This is a genomic window from Acinetobacter sp. NBRC 110496, assembly GCF_000876115.1.
Lineage (GTDB): Bacteria > Pseudomonadota > Gammaproteobacteria > Pseudomonadales > Moraxellaceae > Acinetobacter.
On the sequence record NZ_BBTF01000054.1, the window covers coordinates 1 to 21,790 of the forward strand.

Annotated in this window: 17 protein-coding genes and 1 tRNA gene; 15 read left to right on the forward strand and 3 right to left on the reverse strand. The window is 42.6% G+C overall.

Annotation, left to right across the window (positions count from 1 at the left end; all coding sequences use genetic code 11):
- The first annotated feature begins 54 nt into the window (after window positions 1–54).
- The 10 genes from Aba26S_RS17550 to Aba26S_RS17595 all read left to right on the forward strand — a co-directional run bounded on the left by Aba26S_RS17550 (window position 55) and on the right by Aba26S_RS17595 (window position 12,958).
- Window positions 55–130, forward strand: a tRNA-Trp gene (locus tag Aba26S_RS17550).
- Between the two features lie 76 nt (window positions 131–206).
- Window positions 207–647 (forward strand): preprotein translocase subunit SecE, encoded by a 441-nt coding sequence (gene secE, locus Aba26S_RS17555; RefSeq protein ID WP_005240165.1) that lies wholly within the window; start codon window positions 207–209, stop codon window positions 645–647.
- 7 nt (window positions 648–654) lie between these two features.
- A complete protein-coding gene (gene nusG, locus Aba26S_RS17560; protein ID WP_004656291.1) occupies window positions 655–1,188 on the forward strand; it encodes a transcription termination/antitermination protein NusG in 534 nt (177 codons plus the stop codon).
- A 112-nt stretch (window positions 1,189–1,300) separates the two neighbouring features.
- Entirely contained in the window at window positions 1,301–1,729 is a 429-nt protein-coding gene (gene rplK, locus Aba26S_RS17565; protein WP_004637639.1) for a 50S ribosomal protein L11, read from the forward strand.
- A gap of 3 nt (window positions 1,730–1,732) precedes the next feature.
- Entirely contained in the window at window positions 1,733–2,428 is a 696-nt protein-coding gene (gene rplA, locus Aba26S_RS17570) for a 50S ribosomal protein L1 (protein ID WP_004656290.1), read from the forward strand.
- 293 nt (window positions 2,429–2,721) lie between these two features.
- On the forward strand, window positions 2,722–3,228 hold the full coding sequence (gene rplJ, locus Aba26S_RS17575) for a 50S ribosomal protein L10 (RefSeq protein WP_005240163.1): 507 nt from the start codon (window positions 2,722–2,724) through the stop codon (window positions 3,226–3,228).
- A 48-nt stretch (window positions 3,229–3,276) separates the two neighbouring features.
- Window positions 3,277–3,645, forward strand: a complete 369-nt coding sequence (rplL, locus tag Aba26S_RS17580; RefSeq protein ID WP_005240161.1) for a 50S ribosomal protein L7/L12 — start codon at window positions 3,277–3,279, stop codon at window positions 3,643–3,645.
- Between the two features lie 309 nt (window positions 3,646–3,954).
- Complete coding sequence (gene rpoB, locus Aba26S_RS17585; protein ID WP_005240159.1) at window positions 3,955–8,043, forward strand: DNA-directed RNA polymerase subunit beta; 4,089 nt, start codon at window positions 3,955–3,957, stop codon at window positions 8,041–8,043.
- A 153-nt stretch (window positions 8,044–8,196) separates the two neighbouring features.
- Entirely contained in the window at window positions 8,197–12,390 is a 4,194-nt protein-coding gene (gene rpoC, locus Aba26S_RS17590) for a DNA-directed RNA polymerase subunit beta' (protein WP_043973864.1), read from the forward strand.
- A 208-nt stretch (window positions 12,391–12,598) separates the two neighbouring features.
- Window positions 12,599–12,958, forward strand: a complete 360-nt coding sequence (locus Aba26S_RS17595) for a YMGG-like glycine zipper-containing protein (RefSeq protein WP_010590123.1) — start codon at window positions 12,599–12,601, stop codon at window positions 12,956–12,958.
- A 63-nt stretch (window positions 12,959–13,021) separates the two neighbouring features.
- On the opposite strand, the gene Aba26S_RS17600 is transcribed toward Aba26S_RS17595, so the two are convergent.
- On the reverse strand, window positions 13,022–13,507 hold the full coding sequence (locus tag Aba26S_RS17600; protein ID WP_005240155.1) for a DUF4442 domain-containing protein: 486 nt from the start codon (window positions 13,505–13,507) through the stop codon (window positions 13,022–13,024).
- A gap of 113 nt (window positions 13,508–13,620) precedes the next feature.
- Here Aba26S_RS17600 and Aba26S_RS17605 point away from each other — a divergent pair, with 113 nt between their 5' ends.
- From Aba26S_RS17605 to htpG, 5 genes are all read left to right on the forward strand, one after another.
- Window positions 13,621–14,496, forward strand: a complete 876-nt coding sequence (locus tag Aba26S_RS17605; RefSeq protein ID WP_005240153.1) for an alpha/beta fold hydrolase — start codon at window positions 13,621–13,623, stop codon at window positions 14,494–14,496.
- 121 nt (window positions 14,497–14,617) lie between these two features.
- Complete coding sequence (locus Aba26S_RS17610) at window positions 14,618–16,039, forward strand: Na+/H+ antiporter family protein (protein ID WP_005240151.1); 1,422 nt, start codon at window positions 14,618–14,620, stop codon at window positions 16,037–16,039.
- A 406-nt stretch (window positions 16,040–16,445) separates the two neighbouring features.
- On the forward strand, window positions 16,446–17,030 hold the full coding sequence (locus Aba26S_RS17615) for an OmpW family protein (protein ID WP_005240149.1): 585 nt from the start codon (window positions 16,446–16,448) through the stop codon (window positions 17,028–17,030).
- 137 nt (window positions 17,031–17,167) lie between these two features.
- Window positions 17,168–17,518 carry a lysozyme inhibitor LprI family protein gene (locus tag Aba26S_RS17620; protein ID WP_005240146.1) on the forward strand — a complete coding sequence of 117 codons (351 nt, stop codon included), beginning with the start codon at window positions 17,168–17,170 and terminating at the stop codon, window positions 17,516–17,518.
- Window positions 17,519–17,632: 114 nt separating this feature from the next.
- Window positions 17,633–19,552 carry a molecular chaperone HtpG gene (gene htpG / locus Aba26S_RS17625; protein WP_005240139.1) on the forward strand — a complete coding sequence of 640 codons (1,920 nt, stop codon included), beginning with the start codon at window positions 17,633–17,635 and terminating at the stop codon, window positions 19,550–19,552.
- Between the two features lie 90 nt (window positions 19,553–19,642).
- Here htpG and Aba26S_RS17630 read toward each other — a convergent pair whose 3' ends face one another.
- Window positions 19,643–20,539 (reverse strand): hypothetical protein, encoded by an 897-nt coding sequence (locus Aba26S_RS17630; protein WP_005240136.1) that lies wholly within the window; start codon window positions 20,537–20,539, stop codon window positions 19,643–19,645.
- A 132-nt stretch (window positions 20,540–20,671) separates the two neighbouring features.
- Window positions 20,672–21,775, reverse strand: a complete 1,104-nt coding sequence (locus Aba26S_RS17635) for a hypothetical protein (RefSeq protein ID WP_043973867.1) — start codon at window positions 21,773–21,775, stop codon at window positions 20,672–20,674.
- Window positions 21,776–21,790: the final 15 nt, after the last annotated feature.

A 21,790-nucleotide genomic window follows, 5' to 3' on the forward strand; every position in this document is an offset into this window, starting at 1 on the left:
GCCCAAGACTGTGTTACACTCAAATCGGAAGCTTCGGCTTTCGATTTGCATAATAGGCTAGTAGTTCAATTGGTAGAGCGTCGGTCTCCAAAACCGAATGTTGGGGGTTCGAGTCCCTCCTGGCCTGCCACTTTTTTTTTATAAAAAAGCTTAATTCTGGCTGAGTTGTCATATAATAAGTCGCGAATTCTACGACGAGTAAAAAAATGTCGAATGATAAATCGCGTGACGCATTAAGCGACGCGCCAATCCCTCAAAGAAATAATGCCGCTGAAGTTGTAAACTCTGGCTCCCCACTTGATCTGGTCATGTGGTTGATTGCTATCGTTTTATTGGTCGGCGCCGCATTGGTAAATCAGCATTTACCGGCCTATTGGGCACCTGCAAATGATGTTTGGGTGCGCGTTGGGGTAATTTTGGCTTGTGTCGTTGTCGCTTTAGGTTTATTATACGCCACCCATCAAGGCAAAGGCTTTGTGCGTTTGTTGCAAGATGCGCGAATTGAACTGCGTCGAGTGACCTGGCCAACAAAACAAGAGACGATCACGACATCGTGGCAAGTGCTTTTGGTTGTACTCATTGCATCATTGGTTTTATGGTGTTTTGATTACGGGTTAGGTTGGTTTATTAAGTTAATTATCGGGTAAGAGTGCGATGAAACGTTGGTATATTATTCATGCCTATTCAGGTTTTGAAAAACAAGTGATGCGTTCACTTAATGACCGAATCCAGCGCAGCACTGTTGCTGATAGTTTTGGTGAAGTCCTCGTCCCTACTGAAGAAGTGGTGGAAATGAAGGATGGTAAGAAGCGTAAGTCTGAACGTAAATTCTTTCCTGGCTATGTATTAGTCGAGATGGAAATGAATGATGATACTTGGCATATCGTGAAAGAGTGTCCAAAGGTTCTTGGTTTTATCGGTGGTACACCAGAAAAACCAGCACCGATTTCACAACGTGAAGCTGATGCGATTCTTGCACGTGTACGTAATACAGGTGAAGCACCTCGTCCTAAGACGATGTTTGAGCCTGGTGAAGAATTGCTCGTGATTGACGGTCCGTTCACTGACTTTAAAGGAGTCGTGGAGGAAGTTCAGTACGATAAGTCACGTTTAACGTTGACGATTAATGTATTTAATCGACCAACTCAGGTTGAACTCGAGTTTCGCCAAGTCGAAAAAACGATTTAACCTGTCTAGGTTGATAAGCGCCCGATCTGATCGGGCATTGTTGTTCTAACACTTCGGTGTTGTTTAATTTTTTGGGGAGCCTAACGGCGTCTGTACCCAGAGGTAATTTTCAATGGCTAAGAAGATTGACGGCTATATCAAGCTGCAAGTTCCAGCTGGTAAAGCAAATCCATCTCCACCAATTGGTCCTGCTTTAGGTCAACGTGGTGTAAACATCATGGCATTCTGTAAAGAATTCAATGCTGCTACACAAAAACTTGAAGTTGGTTTGCCAATTCCTGTCGTGATCACAGTGTACAACGATAAGTCGTTCACTTTTATCATGAAAACTCCACCTGCATCTATTCTTCTTAAGAAGGCTGCTGGTATTCAAAAGGGTTCTTCTGTACCTAACAAAACTAAAGTTGGTAAGTTGACTCGTGCTCAATTAGAAGAAATTGCGACTACTAAAGAACCAGACTTAACTGGTGCTGATTTAGACGCTCGTGTACGTACCATCGCTGGTTCTGCACGTTCTATGGGCTTGGAAGTGGAGCTATAAGACATGGCAAAGTTAACTAAACGTCAAAAAGCCATTGCTGCTGCTGTTGAAGCAAACAAAGTTTACACTTTGGAAGAAGCAGTTCAAGTTCTTAACAGCCTTCCAGCTGCAAAGTTCAAAGAATCTTTAGATATCGCTGTAAACCTTGGCGTAGATCCACGTAAATCTGATCAGGTTGTTCGTGGCGCGACGACTTTACCTGCAGGTACTGGTAAAACTGTACGTGTAGCTGTATTTGCTCAAGGTGCTGCTGCAGAAGCTGCGAAAGCTGCTGGTGCTGATATCGTTGGTTTTGACGACCTTGCTGAAAGCATTCAAGGTGGAAACCTTGATTTCGACGTTGTTATTGCTGCTCCTGATGCAATGCGCGTTGTTGGTAAGCTTGGTACAATTCTTGGTCCACGTGGCTTAATGCCAAACCCTAAAGTGGGTACAGTAACGCCTGACGTTGCTAACGCGGTTAAGAATGCTAAATCTGGTCAAGCACGTTACCGTGTAGACAAAGCGGGTATCATCCACGCTGCGATTGGCCAACTTGGCTTTAGCGAAGAAGCTGTACGTCAAAACGTTGAAACTTTAATTGCAGACTTGAAAAAGTTGAAACCTGCAACTTCTAAAGGTGTATACGTTAAAAAGATCACTTTGAGCTCAACTATGGGTCCTGGTTTGATCGTTGACGTAAGTAACGTATCTAAGTAATTAGACAGAATTTTAAAGCCCTGAGTAATATTTGAAGCATTGCTTCAAATATTACGCAAGAAAACCGGTTTCGGACGACTTGCAAACTTAGGCAAACTTTGAATTGATAAATGAATATTTATCAGCGTCAAAGACCTCAGGCGAGAAACATTTTCGGATGTTTTTCTTAATTGACCAGCCTGAGTAGACGCGGTGGTGTGATTTGTTCCTCCTCCGCGTGTAAGTCCGAATACGACTTACGAATTGGGAGTGCACTCGTAAGAGTGCATAAATCACCGTTAGGAGGTTTTACGATGGCTCTTCTTATCGAAGACAAAAAACAGATCGTTGCAGAAGTAACTGAAGTTGCTTCTACTGCGTTCGCTGCCGTTGTTGCTGACTACCAAGGTTTAACAGTTGAGCAATTAACTGCTCTTCGCGTTGAAGCTCGTAAGTTAGGTGTTGCTACACGTGTTGTACGTAATACTTTGGCTAAACGTGCGCTTCAAGATACGCCATTCGCGATCTTGAATGATGACCTTGTTGGTCCAACAATCTTAGCATTCTCAACTTCTGAAGATGACATGGGTGCAGCTGCACGCTTGTTCGAAGAATTTGCGAAAACTAACAAAGCATTTGAATTAAAGGCTGCTGCATTTGAAGGCAAACTTTATCAAGGTGCTGACGTTAGCGTTATTGCAAACCTTCCGAACCAAGAAAAAGCGCTTACTATGCTTGCCTCTGTTCTTCAAGCTCCGATTTCGAAATTGGGTCGCTTACTTACAGCGCTTCAAGAGAAAAACGGATCAGAAGCTGCTTAAGCTTAAATCTACTTTCACACCATTCAATACCCATTTGGAGTTACTCTCATGGCTTTAACTAACGAAGAAATCTTAAACGCAGTTGCTGAAAAAACAGTTCTTGAACTTGTTGAATTAATTTCTGCTTTCGAAGAAAAATTTAACGTATCTGCTGCTGCTGTAGCTGTTGCTGCTGCTCCAGGCGCTGGCGCTGCTGCTGAAGAACAAACTGAATTCAACGTTGAGTTGACTTCTTTCGGTGCTAACAAAGTTGCTGTAATTAAAGCAGTTCGTGAAGCTACTGGTCTTGGTCTTAAAGAAGCTAAAGATCTTGTTGAAGGCGCTCCTGCAGTTCTTAAAGAAGGCGTTTCTAAAGAAGAAGGCGAAGAACTTAAGAAGAAGCTTGAAGAAGCTGGTGCTACAGTTACACTTAAGTAATTCTGTAGGGAGTCGATTTTTTCAAAATCGGCTCCAAAAAATGGCTGATGGCTCTTGGGTCATCAGCCTTTTTGCGTTACAATAATCGGCTCGTTTTTTGTTAGTTTTGCATATAATACGCGTGTTATTTGAGCAAATTTAGCAAAATCAAACGCTTACCAATATTTTTTTGCTTATAAAAATATTGTTAAGCGTTTTAATACCACTAAAAATTGCAGCATTTGTAAACAGTGGTGGCCATATCGGCCTGCGTAATTCCTTCTAAGCCCGTTCTGCAGGCGGGCTTAGTTTACTTTCCGAGGACTCCAGATGGCATACTCATATACCGAAAAGAAACGGATCCGTAAGAATTTTGGTAAATTGCCCCACGTAATGGAAGCACCGTACTTACTTTCGATTCAGGTCGATTCGTACCGTACATTCTTACAAGGCGGTAAAACACCAAAAAATCGCGAAGATATCGGTCTCCAAGCCGCATTTCGTTCAGTTTTTCCTATTGAAAGTTATTCTGGCAATGCTGCTTTAGAATTTGTTGAGTATAGCCTTGGTAAGCCTGAGTTTGACGTACGTGAATGTATTTTACGTGGTTCAACTTATGCGGCACCAATGCGCGTAAAAATTCGTTTGATCATCAAAGATCGTGAAACGAAATCAATTAAAGACGTTCGTGAACAAGAAGTTTACATGGGTGAAATGCCACTCATGACCGATAACGGTACATTCGTTATTAACGGTACTGAGCGTGTAATCGTATCTCAATTACACCGTTCACCAGGCGTATTCTTTGACCATGACAAGGGTAAAACCCACTCAAGCGGTAAAGTGTTGTATTCAGCACGTATTATTCCTTACCGTGGTTCATGGTTAGACTTTGAATTTGATGCCAAAGATTTAGTCTTTGTACGTATTGACCGTCGTCGTAAGTTGCTTGCAACGGTGATTTTACGTGCCTTGAATTATAGCAATGAACAAATCTTGAATTTGTTCTATGAAAAAGTACCTGTATATCTTGATATGGGTAGCTATCAAATTGACCTGGTTCCAGATCGCTTACGTGGCGAGATGGCGCAATTTGATATCTTGGATAACGATGGCAAAACAATCGTTGAACAAGGTAAACGTATTAATGCACGTCACGTACGTCAAATGGAAGCGGCTAACTTAGCCAAGCTTTCTGTACCTGATGAGTACTTGTATGAGCGTATTACGGCTGAAGACATTACCTTGAAAAGTGGTGATGTGATTCCTGCCAATACCGTACTTAGCCATGAAATTATGGTGAAGTTGGCTGAAGGTGGTGTGAAGCAGTTTAACATCCTGTTCACCAATGACATCGATCGTGGTTCTTTCGTTGCAGATACCTTGCGCGCAGATACAACGACAGGCCGCGAAGAAGCGCTTGTCGAAATCTATAAAGTGATGCGTCCAGGTGAGCCACCAACGAAAGAAGCTGCTGAAAACTTATTCAATAACTTGTTCTTCTCTTCTGAGCGTTATGACCTGTCTCCAGTCGGTCGTATGAAGTTCAACCGTCGTTTGGGTCGTCCTTACGAAGTGGGTACTGATCAGAAGTCACGTGAAGTTGAAGGTATTTTATCGCACGACGATATCATCGATGTATTGCGTACATTGGTTGAGATTCGTAACGGTAAAGGTGAAGTCGATGATATCGATCACTTGGGTAACCGTCGTGTACGTTCTGTAGGCGAAATGACAGAAAACCAATTCCGTGTTGGTTTAGTCCGTGTTGAACGTGCTGTTAAAGAACGTTTAAGCCAAGCAGAAACAGATAACTTGTCTCCACAAGATTTGATCAATGCAAAACCAGTTGCTGCTGCAATCAAAGAGTTCTTTGGCTCGAGCCAGTTGTCTCAGTTCATGGACCAAAACAACCCATTGTCTGAGATTACACACAAACGTCGCGTATCTGCGCTTGGTCCTGGTGGTTTAACACGTGAACGCGCGGGCTTCGAAGTACGTGACGTACATCAAACTCACTATGGTCGTGTTTGTCCAATTGAAACACCTGAAGGTCCAAACATTGGTTTGATCAATTCGCTTTCTGTCTATGCTAAAGCGAATGACTTCGGTTTCTTGGAAACACCTTACCGTAAAGTTGTTGATGGCCGTGTGACTGATGAAGTTGAATACTTATCTGCAATTGAAGAAGTAGGTACTGTCATTGCACAGGCCGATTCTGCAGTTGATAAAGATGGTATGTTGACTGAAGAGATGGTTTCTGTACGTCATCAAGGTGACTTCGTTCGTATGTCGCCTGAGCGCGTAACCCATATGGACGTTTCTGCGCAACAGGTCGTATCTGTCGCAGCGTCATTGATTCCATTCCTTGAACACGATGATGCGAACCGTGCATTGATGGGTTCAAACATGCAACGTCAGGCTGTTCCTACCTTACGTGCTGACAAGCCGCTTGTTGGTACAGGTATGGAAGCAAACGTAGCACGCGACTCTGGTGTGTGTGTGATCGCAAACCGTGGTGGTGCGATTGAATATGTTGATGCATCTCGTATCGTTATTCGTGTCAACGAAGATGAAATGATTGCGGGTGAAGCAGGTGTAGATATCTATAACCTGATCAAATATACACGTTCAAACCAGAATACATGTATTAACCAGAATGTCATCGTGAACTTGGGCGACAAAGTTGCTCGTGGTGATATCTTGGCTGACGGTCCATCGACAGATATGGGTGAACTTGCGCTGGGTCAAAACATGCGCGTCGCGTTCATGACCTGGAATGGTTATAACTATGAAGACTCGATCTTACTTTCTGAGCGTGTACTTCAAGAAGACCGTTTAACCTCGATTCACATTCAGGAATTGTCATGTGTAGCACGTGATACCAAGTTAGGCGCAGAAGAAATTACTGCCGATATTCCTAACGTCGGTGAAGCTGCACTGTCTAAACTGGATGAGTCTGGTATTGTTTACATCGGTGCTGAAGTAACTGCGGGTGACATCCTTGTTGGTAAGGTAACGCCTAAAGGTGAAACTCAGTTGACACCTGAAGAAAAATTACTGCGCGCAATCTTTGGTGAAAAAGCGGCTGACGTAAAAGATTCATCTTTACGTGTTCCGTCTGGTACTAAAGGTACGGTTATCGACGTTCAAGTCTTCACACGTGATGGCTTGGAGAAAGATGAACGTGCACAAGCAATTGAAAAAGCTCAGCTTGATGCATACCGTAAAGACTTGAAAGAAGAATACAAAATCTTCGAAGAAGCAGCACGTGAACGTATTGTTCGTTTGTTGAAAGGTCAAGAATCTAACGGTGGCGGTTCAACCAAACGCGGCGATAAACTTTCAGAAGATGTATTGTCTGGCTTAGAGCTTGTTGATTTACTTGAAATCCAGCCAAATGATGAAGCAATTGCTGAACGTTTAACTCAGATTCAAGTGTTCTTGAAAGAGAAGAGCTACGAGATTGACGAGAAGTTTGCTGAGAAGAAGCGTAAACTTTCTACAGGTGATGAATTAACAACGGGCGTATTGAAAGTTGTTAAGGTTTACCTTGCGGTGAAACGTCGTATCCAGCCTGGTGATAAGATGGCGGGTCGTCACGGTAACAAGGGTGTTGTATCAAACATCTTACCGGTTGAAGACATGCCACATGATGCGAATGGCGTACCAGTCGACATCGTATTGAACCCACTGGGTGTACCGTCACGTATGAACGTGGGTCAGATTCTTGAGACTCACTTGGGTATGGCAGCGAAAGGTCTTGGCGATAAAATCGAAAAAATGTTGAAAGAACAACGTACAGTGATTGAACTGCGTGAATTCTTAGACAAGATTTATAACAAGGTTGGCGGTGAGCAGGAAGAGCTTGATAGCTTGACTGATGCAGAAATCTTGGCGCTTTCAGGTAACTTACGTGCTGGTGTTCCATTGGCAACACCTGTATTTGATGGTGCTGAAGAAAGCCAGATCAAAGACCTACTTGAACTTGCTGATATCTCACGTACTGGTCAAACGGTATTGTTTGACGGACGTACAGGTGAACAGTTTGACCGTCCTGTAACTGTAGGTTACATGTACATGCTCAAATTGAACCACTTGGTTGATGACAAGATGCATGCGCGTTCAACGGGTTCTTACTCACTTGTGACTCAACAGCCGCTTGGTGGTAAAGCACAATTCGGTGGTCAGCGTTTCGGTGAGATGGAAGTATGGGCACTTGAAGCATACGGTGCTGCATATACGCTCCAAGAAATGCTTACTGTGAAGTCGGATGACGTCGAAGGCCGTACACGCATCTACAAGAACATTGTAGATGGTAACCATTATATGGATCCGGGTATGCCTGAATCGTTCAACGTATTGACCAAAGAGATCCGTTCTTTAGGTATCAACATTGAACTGAAAAATGGTGACTAAAAAATCTCCCCCAACCCCTCTTTGAGAAAGAGGGGAGAAAGTCCCCCTTTATAAAGGGGGATTTAGGGGGATTAGATATTCCCAAATTTCAGTAAAAACAATATTTGTGACCCAGTCGGGTGAGCTTAGCTCCTCGACACACGGAGAAAAAAATTGAAAGACTTGCTCGATATCATGCGTAAGAAAACGGATTCAGAAGGTCATGCACCCGTTGAATTTGACCGTATCCGTATTGGTCTTGCGTCACCAGAGATGATTAAGTCATGGTCTCACGGTGAAGTTAAAAAGCCTGAAACCATTAACTACCGTACTTTTAAACCTGAACGTGACGGTTTGTTCTGTGCCAAAATCTTTGGTCCAGTAAAAGATTACGAATGCTTGTGTGGTAAATACAAGCGTATGAAATACAAAGGCGTCATTTGTGAAAAATGTGGCGTTGAAGTAACGACTGCGAAAGTTCGTCGTGAACGTATGGGTCACATCGAGCTTGCTTCTCCAGTTGCACACATCTGGTTCTTGAAATCATTACCGAGCCGTATCGGTTTACTTCTTGATATGACATTACGTGATATCGAGCGCGTATTGTATTTCGAATCTTATGTAGTTACTGATCCTGGTATGACTCCGTTTGAAAAGTATCAACTTTTAACAGACGAAGAATACTACAATGCACTTGAAGAACACGGTGATGAATTCACTGCGAAAATGGGTGCAGAAGCAGTTCAGGATTTATTAAAAGATATCGATCTTGAAGCTGAGATTGCACGTTTACGTGAAGAAATTCCACAAACAACCTCTGAGACGAAACTTAAAAAAGCGTCTAAGCGTTTGAAGTTGATGGAAGCTTTCAAAGATTCGAACAACAAGCCTGAATGGATGGTGATGAACGTACTTCCAGTACTTCCACCAGACTTACGTCCGCTTGTACCACTTGAAGGTGGTCGTTTCGCGACTTCAGACTTGAACGATTTATATCGTCGTGTGATCAACCGTAACAACCGTTTGAAGCGTCTTCTTGACCTTGCTGCGCCAGATATCATCGTACGTAACGAAAAACGTATGTTACAAGAGTCTGTTGATGCGTTGCTTGATAACGGTCGTCGTGGTCGTGCGATTACAGGTTCGAACAAACGTCCATTGAAATCTTTGGCAGACATGATCAAAGGTAAACAAGGTCGTTTCCGTCAAAACTTGCTCGGTAAGCGTGTTGACTATTCTGGTCGTTCGGTGATTACCGTAGGTCCTACTTTACGTCTTCACCAATGTGGTCTTCCGAAGAAAATGGCACTTGAATTGTTCAAGCCATTCATTTTCGCAAAACTACAAGCATCTGGCCAAGCAACAACCATTAAAGCTGCGAAGAAAATGGTTGAGCGCGAGACACCGGAAGTTTGGGACGTTCTTGCTTCTGTGATTCGTCAACATCCAGTCATGTTGAACCGTGCGCCAACACTTCACCGTCTAGGTCTTCAAGCATTTGAACCTATTCTGATCGAAGGTAAGGCAATCCGTCTTCACCCACTCGTTTGTGCTGCGTTTAACGCCGACTTCGATGGTGACCAAATGGCGGTACACGTTCCATTGACATTGGAAGCACAGCTTGAAGCACGTGCGTTGATGATGTCGACCAACAACATCTTGTCACCTGCAAACGGTGAGCCGATCATCGTTCCTTCTCAGGACGTGGTCTTGGGTCTTTACTACATCACACGTGATGCGGTAAATGCCAAAGGTGAAGGCATGGTGTTTGCGGATACGCACGAAGTTAACCGTGCGTTAGCGACGGGTAAAGTTGCAATCCATGCGCGCGTAAAAGTACGTGTACACCAAACTGTGATTGATGAAAACGGTAACCGTGAAAAGCAAACCATCATTGTTGATACGACACCTGGTCGTTGCTTGTTATGGGAAGTTGTTCCACAAGGTTTAAGCTTCGAATCGATCAACCTTGAGATGACCAAGAAAAACATCTCGAAGTTAATCAACTCTTGCTACCGTAAACTTGGTTTGAAAGATACGGTTATCTTCGCTGACCAATTGATGTATTTGGGCTTCCGTCAAGCGACGCGTTCAGGTGTATCTGTTGGTATGGAAGACATGTTGATTCCACCAACCAAGCATACGATTATCGATAAAGCTGAAACGGAAGTTCGTGAAATCGAACAACAGTTTGAGCAAGGTTTCGTAACTGCAGGTGAGCGTTATAACAAAGTTGTCGATATTTGGGCGCGTACTAACGACCAAGTTGCGAAAGCGATGATGGATAACTTGTCTTATACCCTTGTGAAAAACAAACAAGGTGAAGACGAGAAACAGAAATCATTCAACTCGATTTATATGATGTCTGACTCGGGTGCCCGTGGTAGTGCGGCGCAGATCCGTCAGCTTGCCGGTATGCGTGGTTTGATGGCGAAGCCAGATGGCTCGATCATTGAGACCCCAATTAAAGCAAACTTCCGTGAAGGTTTGACGGTACTTCAGTACTTCATCTCGACACACGGTGCGCGTAAAGGTTTGGCCGATACCGCATTGAAAACTGCGAACTCTGGTTACTTGACACGTCGTCTTGTAGACGTAGCACAAGATTTGGTTATTACTGAATCTGACTGTGGTACAGCCGGTGGCTTGGTGATGACTCCATTCATTCAAGGTGGTGACGTTATTGAACCATTACGCGATCGCGTATTGGGTCGTGTAACTGCTGAAGATGTACGTCGTGCATCTGATGATGAAGTGGTTCTTCCACGTGGTACCTTGATTGACGAGAAAATTGCTGCTCAGCTTGAAGAAGCGGGTGTCGATGAGGTTAAAGTACGTTCAGTTATCGCTTGTGAATCAACATTCGGTGTATGTGCGCGTTGTTATGGTCGTGACCTTGCACGTGGTCACTTGGTGAACCCAGGTGAATCAGTGGGTGTAATGGCTGCACAATCAATTGGTGAGCCAGGTACACAGTTAACGATGCGTACCTTCCACGTGGGTGGTGCTGCGAGCCGAACTTCTGCTGCAAACAGTGTTCAAGTACGTAACAAAGGTACTGTACGTTTCCACAACGTGAAAACTGTACAACATGCCAAAGGTCACTTGGTCTCTGTTTCACGTTCAGGTGAAATTGGTATTGCCGATGACTTAGGTCGTGAGCGCGAGCGTTATAAACTTCCTTACGGTGCAAGCATCTTGTTGAAAGATGGTGAGGCTGTAGAAACGGGCGGTATCGTAGCGACTTGGGATCCGCATACACATCCATTGGTAACAGAAGTTGCTGGTAAAGCACGTTTCAGCCAAATCGCTGATGGTGTAACTGCAACATCGAAAACTGATGATGCAACGGGTATGACCACTGTTGAAATCTTGCCTGTAACAGCTCGTCCTGCTTCTGGTAAAGATTTACGTCCTGCAATCGTGTTAGATACAACCGATGGCGGCGAACAGTTCTACTTCTTGCCACAAAACACAATTGTGACTGTCCGTGATGGCGAAACGATTGGTGTGGGTGACGTCATTGGTCGTGTACCACAAGAAACTTCACGTACGCGTGATATTACCGGTGGTCTTCCGCGTGTAGCTGACTTGTTCGAAGCACGTAAGCCGAAAGAACATGCGATTCTTGCAGAAGTATCAGGTGTTGTAAGCTTCGGTAAAGAGACTAAAGGTAAGAACCGTTTAGTCATCACTCCAGATGACGGTTCAGAAATCTACGAAGAATTGATTCCAAAATGGCGTCAAATCAACGTGTTCGAAGGTGAGCATGTCAACCGTGGTGAAACCATTTCTGATGGTCCGCAAAACCCACATGACATCTTACGTTTGAAAGGCGAAGTGGCACTTACCAATTATATCGTGAACGAAGTTCAAGACGTTTACCGTCTCCAAGGTGTAAAAATCAACGATAAGCACATTGAAGTTGTTGTACGTCAAATGTTGCGTAAAGTTGATATCACTGATGGCGGTGATACAAGCTTCATCAAGGGCGAGCAAGTGGATTACATCCGCGTTGTTCAAGAGAACCAAGCAGTCTTGGCTCAGAACAAGTTCCCTGCGAAGTTTGAACGTCAATTGATGGGTATTACCAAAGCGTCGCTTTCTACTGACTCGTTCATCTCTGCTGCATCGTTCCAGGAAACCACACGTGTGTTAACTGAAGCGGCTGTAACAGGTAAAGAAGATGACTTACGTGGCTTGAAAGAAAACGTTGTTGTGGGTCGTTTGATCCCGGCAGGTACAGGTCTTGCGTATCATTTAGAGCGTCGTCGTCAAGAAGCAGAAGCTGCTGAATTTGAACTTCACAATGACTTTAGTGAAGTTGATCAAGCATTCAGTCAAGCGTTGAACTCAGACCAGTTCTAAGTCTTAACGAATGAAAAAGGCACCTTCGGGTGCCTTTTTTTATGGGAATGAGAATACAACCTTTTAGGAGATTGTATTGGTTATTTTTAAAGAGGGACTTGTTTACAAAACATCAATCGATTGGGACATTGTGATAACACAATGTGATCAAATTCCTCATAAAAGAGGATTATGCTTTTGTATAGAACGTATAGAAGTGAGTATGGTCATGAAAAAAACAATAGGTTTGGTTTCTACTTTGGCATTATCGGCGGTGATGTTCACAGGCTGTCAAAACATGAGTGCATCTGACCAACGTATTGGTGCAGCAGCGCTTGGTGGTGCTGTGGGCGGCGGTGTAGGTAATCATGTTGGTGGTGGTCTCGGTGCGGGTGTAGGCGCAGCTGCGGGTGCGGGTGTCGGTGCAAACACGAAAGGTGGAAGCAGTAATTCGACCACAAGCAGTGCAATCGGGGCTGGTATTGGTTCTGTCGTCGGTAAAGCCATTTTTGGTGGAGATTCTGGCGCTGCGATCGGTGGTGCCATTGGTGGCGGAGCTGGTGCAGCCATTCAAGAGAAGAAAAGATAATTTCTGCCAATCAGATTCAAAAATGCCTGCAATTAATTGCAGGCATTTTTTATTTGGTTTGGATTAGGGGCTGGCTTTCGGTTTTTTTCGGCGGATATACAGTACTTTTTCGACTTCCGCGATTCGGGTACCTGCCTCATCTACAATATTTAACGTGTAATGGCGTAGAACGGGTGCGTAATTTTCTGCCAGTTGCTTAATTTCGGCAATTTCTTGAGCGTTGAGCTGGATATCTGCATAAACCGTATTACGGCCTGGAGCAATAAAATTAATAGTAGCGCTCTTGTCCCAAACAATATACTTATGCCCTAAATGATGGATCAGAATTAACATATAAAAAGGATCAACCATCGAGTAAAGACTGCCACCAAAATGTGTTCCTACGATATTTCGATTGCGTCGGGTGAGCGGCATCTTAACGCGAATGTGATAATCATCGAGATCAATATTTTCAATGTGGATTCCTGCCCCACGATAAGGGGAGTAATGATTGAGTAGAAATTTGGAAATCGCAGGAATGGTTCGAATTTTTTTGAAAAAGTCTTTCATGGTCAATTTTTTTTCTTGCAACTCTATTCATACTCCATAAGTATCATTTTTATTGCATCGCTGGCAATGGCTGTTGATGAGCAAGCCGATAGAAAACAAAATGGGAAACAATTATGCAAGCACAAGTAAAAACAGTGACGACCTCGGATCAGCAAACGCTTTGTGTGAAAACATGGGGTGATGAGAAAAAAACAGCTTTGGTTTTAGTCCATGGCTATCCAGACAATCAGGAAGTTTGGGAACCCATAATTGAGAAATTGCTAAATGATTATTATGTGGTGACTTACGATGTCCGAGGGGCAGGGCTTTCCTCAATTCCAAAACGGATTAAGGATTATCGTTTGCCACGCCTGTCTTTGGATTTACAAGAAGTGGTGGATCAAGTCCTACCCAACCGAAATTTCCATTTGGCTGCGCATGACTGGGGTTCTCTACAGTCGTGGGAATCGGCAACTGAGCCAAAATTAAAAGGCCGTTTGTTGTCTTATACGACGATTTCAGGCCCTTGTTTGGATCATGCGTCTTTATATCTACGTGAGAAATTTAAATCAGCACCGAGCAATGTATTGAAAATGCTGACTAAATCTTGGTATATCGGAGCTTTCCATCTGCCTTTGGTTGCACCAACAGTATGGACCTTCTTCAGTCCAGAGAAATGGGGCAAGATTTTAAGCGGATTGGAAAAGAAGAAAGATTTGCCATTGAATGCCAATATTGTTGCAGATGGGAAATATGGCATTAATCTGTACCGTGCCAACTTTATTCCTTCTTTAACTCAGCCTCGCCAACGTTATGCACAATGTCCTGTACAAGCGATTGTATTACAGCGTGATGCCTTTGTTAGTCCAGAGTACATTACCGAATCGATGCCAAAATGGGTGGAACAATTTGAATATGTTGAGCTTGATGCCAATCACTGGGCAGTACTGAGCCAACCAGAAAAAATTGCTGAACTGATCCATCAATTCGTGCAACGCCAAGCAGCTTAAGGCTTTCGTAGAATAATTAAGCTAAAAATCACTTGAGATGCGTTACAATTCGGCGATATTTTCAGCTTCATGATTATGAATCTGCTAGAATGTCGCCTTTTCTTTGCTCCTAAAATTGTTCATGAATGCTGTCGTAATTGCGATTGCCGTGATGTTTATTTTGTCACTGGCACGCGTTTCTGTTGTTCTCACATTAGTGATTTCAGCCATTATTGGCGGCTTGGTCGCAGGTCTAAGTCTTTCCCAAACCGTAGAAGCATTTAATGCGGGCTTAGGTGATGGCGCTGAAGTTGCCTTGGCTTATGCCGTGTTAGGCGCATTTGCCTTGGCACTGTCCAAGTCTGGTTTACCTGATTTACTGGCGCATAAACTGATTGGTTTATTGGGGATGGAAGCAGGTAAAAATCAGCAAAGAAAGGTGAAATATCTATTATTAACGATTTTGCTGATTGCTGCGATTTTCTCTCAGAACTTGATTCCTGTGCATATTGCCTTTATTCCAGTCTTGGTTCCCCCTTTACTGAAAGTGATGAACCATTTAAAGCTGGATCGACGTGCGGCAGCCTGTGTCATGACTCTGGGTTTAGTCGGAACTTATATTTTCCTACCTGTGGGGTTTGGTGCAATTTTCCTTGAACAGATTCTGATGGGCAATATCAATAAAATAGGGGCTGCCTATGGTCTGCATGTTGAGCGAGGCATGATGCCAATCGGCATGGCAATTCCTGTTTTAGGTATGGTGCTTGGGACGCTGGTCGCTGTGTTTGTGAGTTATCGTAAGCCTCGTATTTATGTAGATCGTACCATTAACACAGTCAAAAGCATTGATCTGGACAAACCACTCAGAGCAACGGAACAACAAGAATATGACCTAAAAGCGGATGCAGAAGAGCTTAAACAAGAAGCTGAAAATGTCCCGTATATTTCCAAAAAAACCATGTTTATGGCTGTGCTTGCAATTGGCTTAACCTTGGTCGCACAGTTGTACTCAGGTTCAATGATTCTGGGTGGCCTAGTCGGTTTTGCGGTGTTGTCAGCATCCGGTATTTTTAAATGGCAAGATGCGGATGATGTGTTTGTACAAGGGATGCGCATGATGGCTCTGGTCGGCTTCATCATGATTTCTGCAGCAGGTTTTGCTTCAGTGATGACGCATACAGGCGATGTTACCCATCTGGTCAATGGGGTGGTGCATATCATTGGTGATAACCATGCTTTGGCGGCATTTCTCATGCTGTTTATTGGCTTATTTGTCACCATTGGCATTGGTTCATCGTTCTCAAGTGTACCTGTGCTGGCCGTGATTTATGTACCTTTGTGCGTACAGTTTGGTTTTTCACCGTTGGCGACCATTGCTTTAATTGGAACGGCTGCGGCTTTAGGTGATGCAGGCTCACCTGCATCAGATTCGACTTTGGGGCCAACGGCTGGTTTAGGTGTAGATGGTCAACATGATCACATTTGGGATACTGTTGTGCCGACTTTTATACACTTTAATATCCCATTGCTTATTTTTGGTTGGATTGCTGCGATGGTTTTATAATAAAAATGGCTCATTAAGAGCCATTTTTTTTGCTGAATTTAATTAAATTTTAAAATCTAAAAAAGATCAGTAAATGACATTTTTTGTCTCTTTTTTAATCTATTTTTATAATGTGGATTTAATATTAAGTTTTATGTAAATATATTTTTAAATCCTACTAAATTTATTTTTTAATTGTGATGTTATTTTATTTAAATCTGATGAAAATACTAGGTTTTATAGTGGTTTAAGTAGACTTAAATAGTCGGTATTAATAATTATTACATATTTTAACAATTATATTTTATTAATATTCAATGCATTACAAAATAGATTTAAATGGTTGGAATTAATAACTATTGCATAATGTAAAAACACGTGTTTATTATGTTGAACAAGAACATAAATTGTTAAAGAGGTTGTTTTAATGTTAAAGAAAGCATTGGTTGTTGCATTATTGGGGTTATCTTCAACTGCATTTGCAGGGGGCTTTCAAGTTAAAGTGGGTGCAAGTTTAATTGATCCGACAGGGGATACAACAATTGCACCTGGCGCAACGGTAAAAGGCGATCATGAGTTTGCATTTACACCATCGATCGAATATTTCTTTGCTGATACACCATTTTCTGCTGAATTATTATTAGCAAATCCAATTCATCATGATGTGCTCTTAAATGGTGAGAAAGTTGCAAGTGTTAGCCAATTACCACCTACCATTACGGCCAAGTATAATTTTAAAAACTCAACACGTTTCACCCCTTATATCGGTATTGGTGGTACGGCTTTCATTCCGTGGAATGAAAAGGGTGTAGCAAAAGACGTAAAAGAAACATTTGGTTTTGCAGGTCAGCTTGGTTTTAATTTCCAGCCAGCCGATGCGAAAAACTGGGGCGTGTATGTGGATGTGCGTTATGCAGATTTAAGCCCGGAAGTTAAACTGGTGGATGGAACTAAATTTGACCTGGACCTTAACCCAGTTGTGTATACCTTAGGTTATAGCTACAAGTTCTAAGCTGAAGTAGCGTTTTTAAAAGCCTCACCTAGTGAGGCTTTTTGATTTTTGCAATTCCCATATAAAACAGATACAGGCGCTACACAGAGAGTTTTGTATGCTGAAAAATGATCACAAATAGAAATGAGCCATTTATAATGAAAAGATTAGTAACACCGATATTGCTGTGCTTGCCGCTGCTACTTGTGTCCCATGCGCAGGCAGCAAGTTATTCCTGTAAGGCAGCAAAATTAAAAGCTGAACAACAGATCTGTAATGATCGTGGTTTAAATGATGCTGATGTTAAATTGGCAACTACCTATCAAATTGTATTGCGTGTCCTCCCAATGGGTGGGCGTGATGCAGAAAAAGATCAGCAGTTGCGATGGTTGAAACAACGTAATTCCTGTGGTGCCAATGCACCGTGCCTTCGTCGTGCTTATGCACAGAGACAACAGCAGCTTGATCAGCTTTTACAAACACGGGTCTTGAGCCAAGGACCTTTCTAATTGTGCTTTTTGTGCGATTTTTACCTGAAAAATAACAATCAAGGATTGAAAAATCCAAGATATACACCATTCATAAATCATTCCAAAGATATAAGCCCGTATAAGGAGTGATTTATGAGTGAACAAGTGGCTCAAAATTATAGTTTCCAAGCTGAAGTTGCTCAGTTATTACATTTAGTGACGCATTCACTGTATTCCAACCCTGAAATTTTCTTACGTGAATTGATTTCCAATGCTTCAGATGCCTGCGATAAGCTGCGTTTCGAGGGGATTAATCATCCTGAATATTATGAAAATAATCCGGACTTACGCGTCCGTGTAATGCTAGATAAAGAGCATAAAACCTTAACCATTTCTGATAATGGGATTGGTCTAAGCCAGCAAGAAGCGATTGATAACTTGGGTACCATTGCAAAATCAGGGACCAAAGACTTCATGTCTAAGCTGACAGGTGACCAAAAATCAGATGCGCAGTTAATCGGTCAGTTTGGGGTCGGTTTCTATTCAGGTTTTATTGTTGCCGATAAAATTACAGTTGAATCACGTCGTGCAGGTTTGGATGTAGCCGATGGTGTACGCTGGATCAGTGGTGGCACTGGCGAATTCGAAGTTCAGCAAATTGATAAAGCTACGCGTGGTACCGATATCATCCTGCATTTACGTGATGATGCACTGGATTATTTAGAATCTTGGAAAGTTAAACAAATCATCAACAAGTATTCAGACCACATCAGCTTGCCTATCGAAATGCAAAAAGAAGTCTGGCAAGAGGAAGAGGTTGCTGAAGGTGAAGAGCCTAAAAGCGGCCAAATGGTCAAGACCGATGACTGGGAAGCCATTAACTCTGCCAGTGCACTCTGGACACGCAGCAAGAGCGAAATCACCGATGAACAATACATCGAGTTCTATAAAAATTTGAGTCATGATTTTGCAGAACCGTTGGCTTGGGCACATAACCGCGTTGAGGGCAGCACCGAATATACGCAATTATTGTATATTCCAAGTCAGGCCAAACAGGATTTGTTTACCCGTGAAGCGAAGGCGGGCATTAAGCTGTACGTGAAACGTGTATTTATTTTGGATGAAGCGGATAATCTGATTCCAAACTATTTACGTTTTGTTCAAGGTGTAGTGGATAGTGCTGATTTACCACTGAATGTGAGCCGAGAATTGTTGCAGGAAAGCCGTGATGTGAAAACCATTCGTGAAGGCAATGCACGCCGTGTATTGACTTTAATTGATGGTTTGGCTAAATCGGAAGATGAGAAAGACCAAGCGAAATTCAAAACCTTCTATAGCGAATTTGGTTCAGTCTTGAAAGAAGGTTTGGGTGAAGACACAGGTAACCGTGAGCGTATCCTCAAATTATTGCGTTATGCGACTTCGAATAATGATGAGATCAGTACTTCTTTTGCGGACTATAAAGCACGTATGAAAGAAGGGCAGAAAGCCATCTATTATGTAACTGCAGATAGTTTAAGCGCTGCGAAAAACTCGCCACAACTGGAAGTGTTCAAGAAAAAAGGCATTGAAGTCTTACTCATGGCAGACCGTGTGGATGAGTGGGCTATGAACTTTGTGTTTGAGTTCGATGGTACGCCATTACAGAACGTGTCTAAAGGCGCAGTTGATCTGGGCGATCTGCAAGATGCTGAAGAGAAAAAGGCTTTAGAACAGGCCGCAGAACAGTTCAAACCTGTAGTTGATCGTTTAAGTAGCTCATTGAAAGACAAAACCAAAGAGGTACGGGTGACTACGCGTCTGGTAGATTCACCAGCATGTCTCGTCACCAGTGAAGGTGAGCTTTCTCCACAGCTGATTCGCATGCTCAAACAAGCAGGCCAAGCAGTGCCAGAAATTAAACCGACATTAGAAATTAATCCTGAACATCCGTTGGTGAAAAAACTGGAAAACTCAGCGCAGTTTGATGATCTGGCTAATGTGATCTTTGATCAGGCAGTGATTGCTGAAGGGGGATTACCCGAGGATCCTGCAGCATATGTAAAACGGATTAATAGTTTGTTATTGAAATAAGCAGTTTGCTCAAGGACCTCTGCTTCGGCAGAGGTTTTTTTATGGGTATGGATAACTAGGAAGTTATCCACAGTGTTGTTGATATTATCCTCAAAAGTTCGCTTCAAAGCGCATTTGATAGCTGAAATGATTGTCCTGTTTATCCGCAGGCACATTGAAATAATTCAGATCATTTTGCATATAGAGCCAATTACGCCAAATCGGTCTTTTCCAGGAAAAATAAGGTCCCCATTGGTTAACCCGAAGTTCTTTCTTTTCATAATCACCTTCACTCACAATGCCATAGCTGAGATTGTCTTTGGATAAAAAGTGTAAGTTCTGAAAGGTACGGTTGCGCCAGATATAGTCCTCATCCTGTGTTTTAGACAGGTTGAATTGCGTTGAGAGTAGACTTTGTTGTTGTAATTTCTGAGTTAGATTGAAATTGGTTTCTGCATAATTCTTACTGGTGGAACCGTAACGAAAGATTTGTGCTGTATCCAGATTGAGCCCTGAATGCAGAACCCATTGCTTCTTGGCAAGGAATTGCACATAAATATCGGTATCGGAATTCGAACCCAAATCAAGGTCATTGTTAAAGGGCAACCAACTTGAGATGGTACTCCAGCTGGCACTGAGTGGATTGGGGCGAATGATATTGTGATGTACCTTATGTTTAGTCATTTTACCAAGCTTTTTCACGACTTGCGGCTGTTGCGCACGCTGTGCCAAGGAATCATCGCCAAAGACTACCATCAATTCATGACTCAGTTGGGTATTATAGTCTTGATCAGAGCTTGTTTCAGTTTGCGTCTCACAAATCAATGGATGGGTGCGAACAAGCTGCTTGGAAGTGTGCCAAGCTTGTTGATGTAACAACGAAACGGGCAAGCGCGTGATATGCCTGCTCCATGGGAATAACATTGGAAATAGGGGTGTCATTAAATAACCGAGACAGAGATTGCCTACAATCAAAACAAACACTACTAAAGCGTATCGTTGATACATGTTATGGTGAAGAAAAATAAAAGAAAATAAGCATAGCAGTTTAAGCTTAACCATTTATTGACACAGTCAATATTTTTGAAAAGACCCAATCGCAGATACGATTGGGTCTTGGTTAAACTTGTTGATCAAGTACTAAAATAAGGTTTCAAGCCGCACAAAGGTACTGACAAAATGGCTACGATCCTCACGATGATCATTAAAATAATTAAGGTCACCCTGTACATAGAACCATTCACGCCACAATGGTTGCCGCCAAGACACAAACGGCCCCCAGCTATTCAGGCGTAACTCGTTTTTATTGTAGTAGCCGCCAGTATAGAGTCCATAATTAAAATTATTATGGGCAAAGAATTGGTGTTGACGAAAAAGACGGTTATCCCACAACAGATCATCATCCTGTTTATCTGCATAGGTTAAGCTGAACTGATTAGATAAAAAAGGCTGATTTGGACGTGCGTGAATCAACTCTAAATTAGTTCTTAAATAGTTTTCACTTCGACTGCCATAACGATAAATCTGTTCGGCATTAAAGCGAAAATCATTACGTAAATCCCAGTGTTTTTCTGCTCTTAAACGTAAATAAATATCGCTGCCTGAACGGATACCAATATCAGCATCGGTCTCAAAGGGAAGCTTTTTCGAGAAATTCGACCAACGTAATGCCAATGAGCCATTACTGTCCCGAGTTTGTTTAGAGTCAAATTTTTTACCTGGATCTTGATTCGGCTGATTATTGGTATTGGCAACATTGTTTTTAAACTCATCGTCTAGAGAATCATCACCAAACACGACACTGAATCTTTTTTCTAAAGTCGGTAACTTAATTTTACCGCGAATACGGGGTTTAATTTCATAGTTATCGTATTGATTCCAATAATTGTCTAGCATGACGCGAATGGTGGCGGAGGCTGGATTTTCGGGATCTACATCGCCGAACCAATCATCAATCTTGATTGAGGTATGGTCTGCCCATTCACGGATATGACGTTGTTTTTTGTCAAACCAAGTCTTGTCTTCAGTTTCAGCCGTTGGAGGAACTGTAGGCTGGTCTGACTGCTCTGGAAATATGGTTGGCGTAGCGTCTACCCAGCGCGGGATATAGTCCAATGCATTTTCTGAGTTTTTTGCATTACTTGGTTGCAAGTTTTGAGATTCAGAATGGGTTTCTGCATTTGCAACACTTAAAGATCCGATCGATAGTGTCAGCAAAGCAAAAAAGATACGCGATGGTACTATTTGCTGTAAATTATT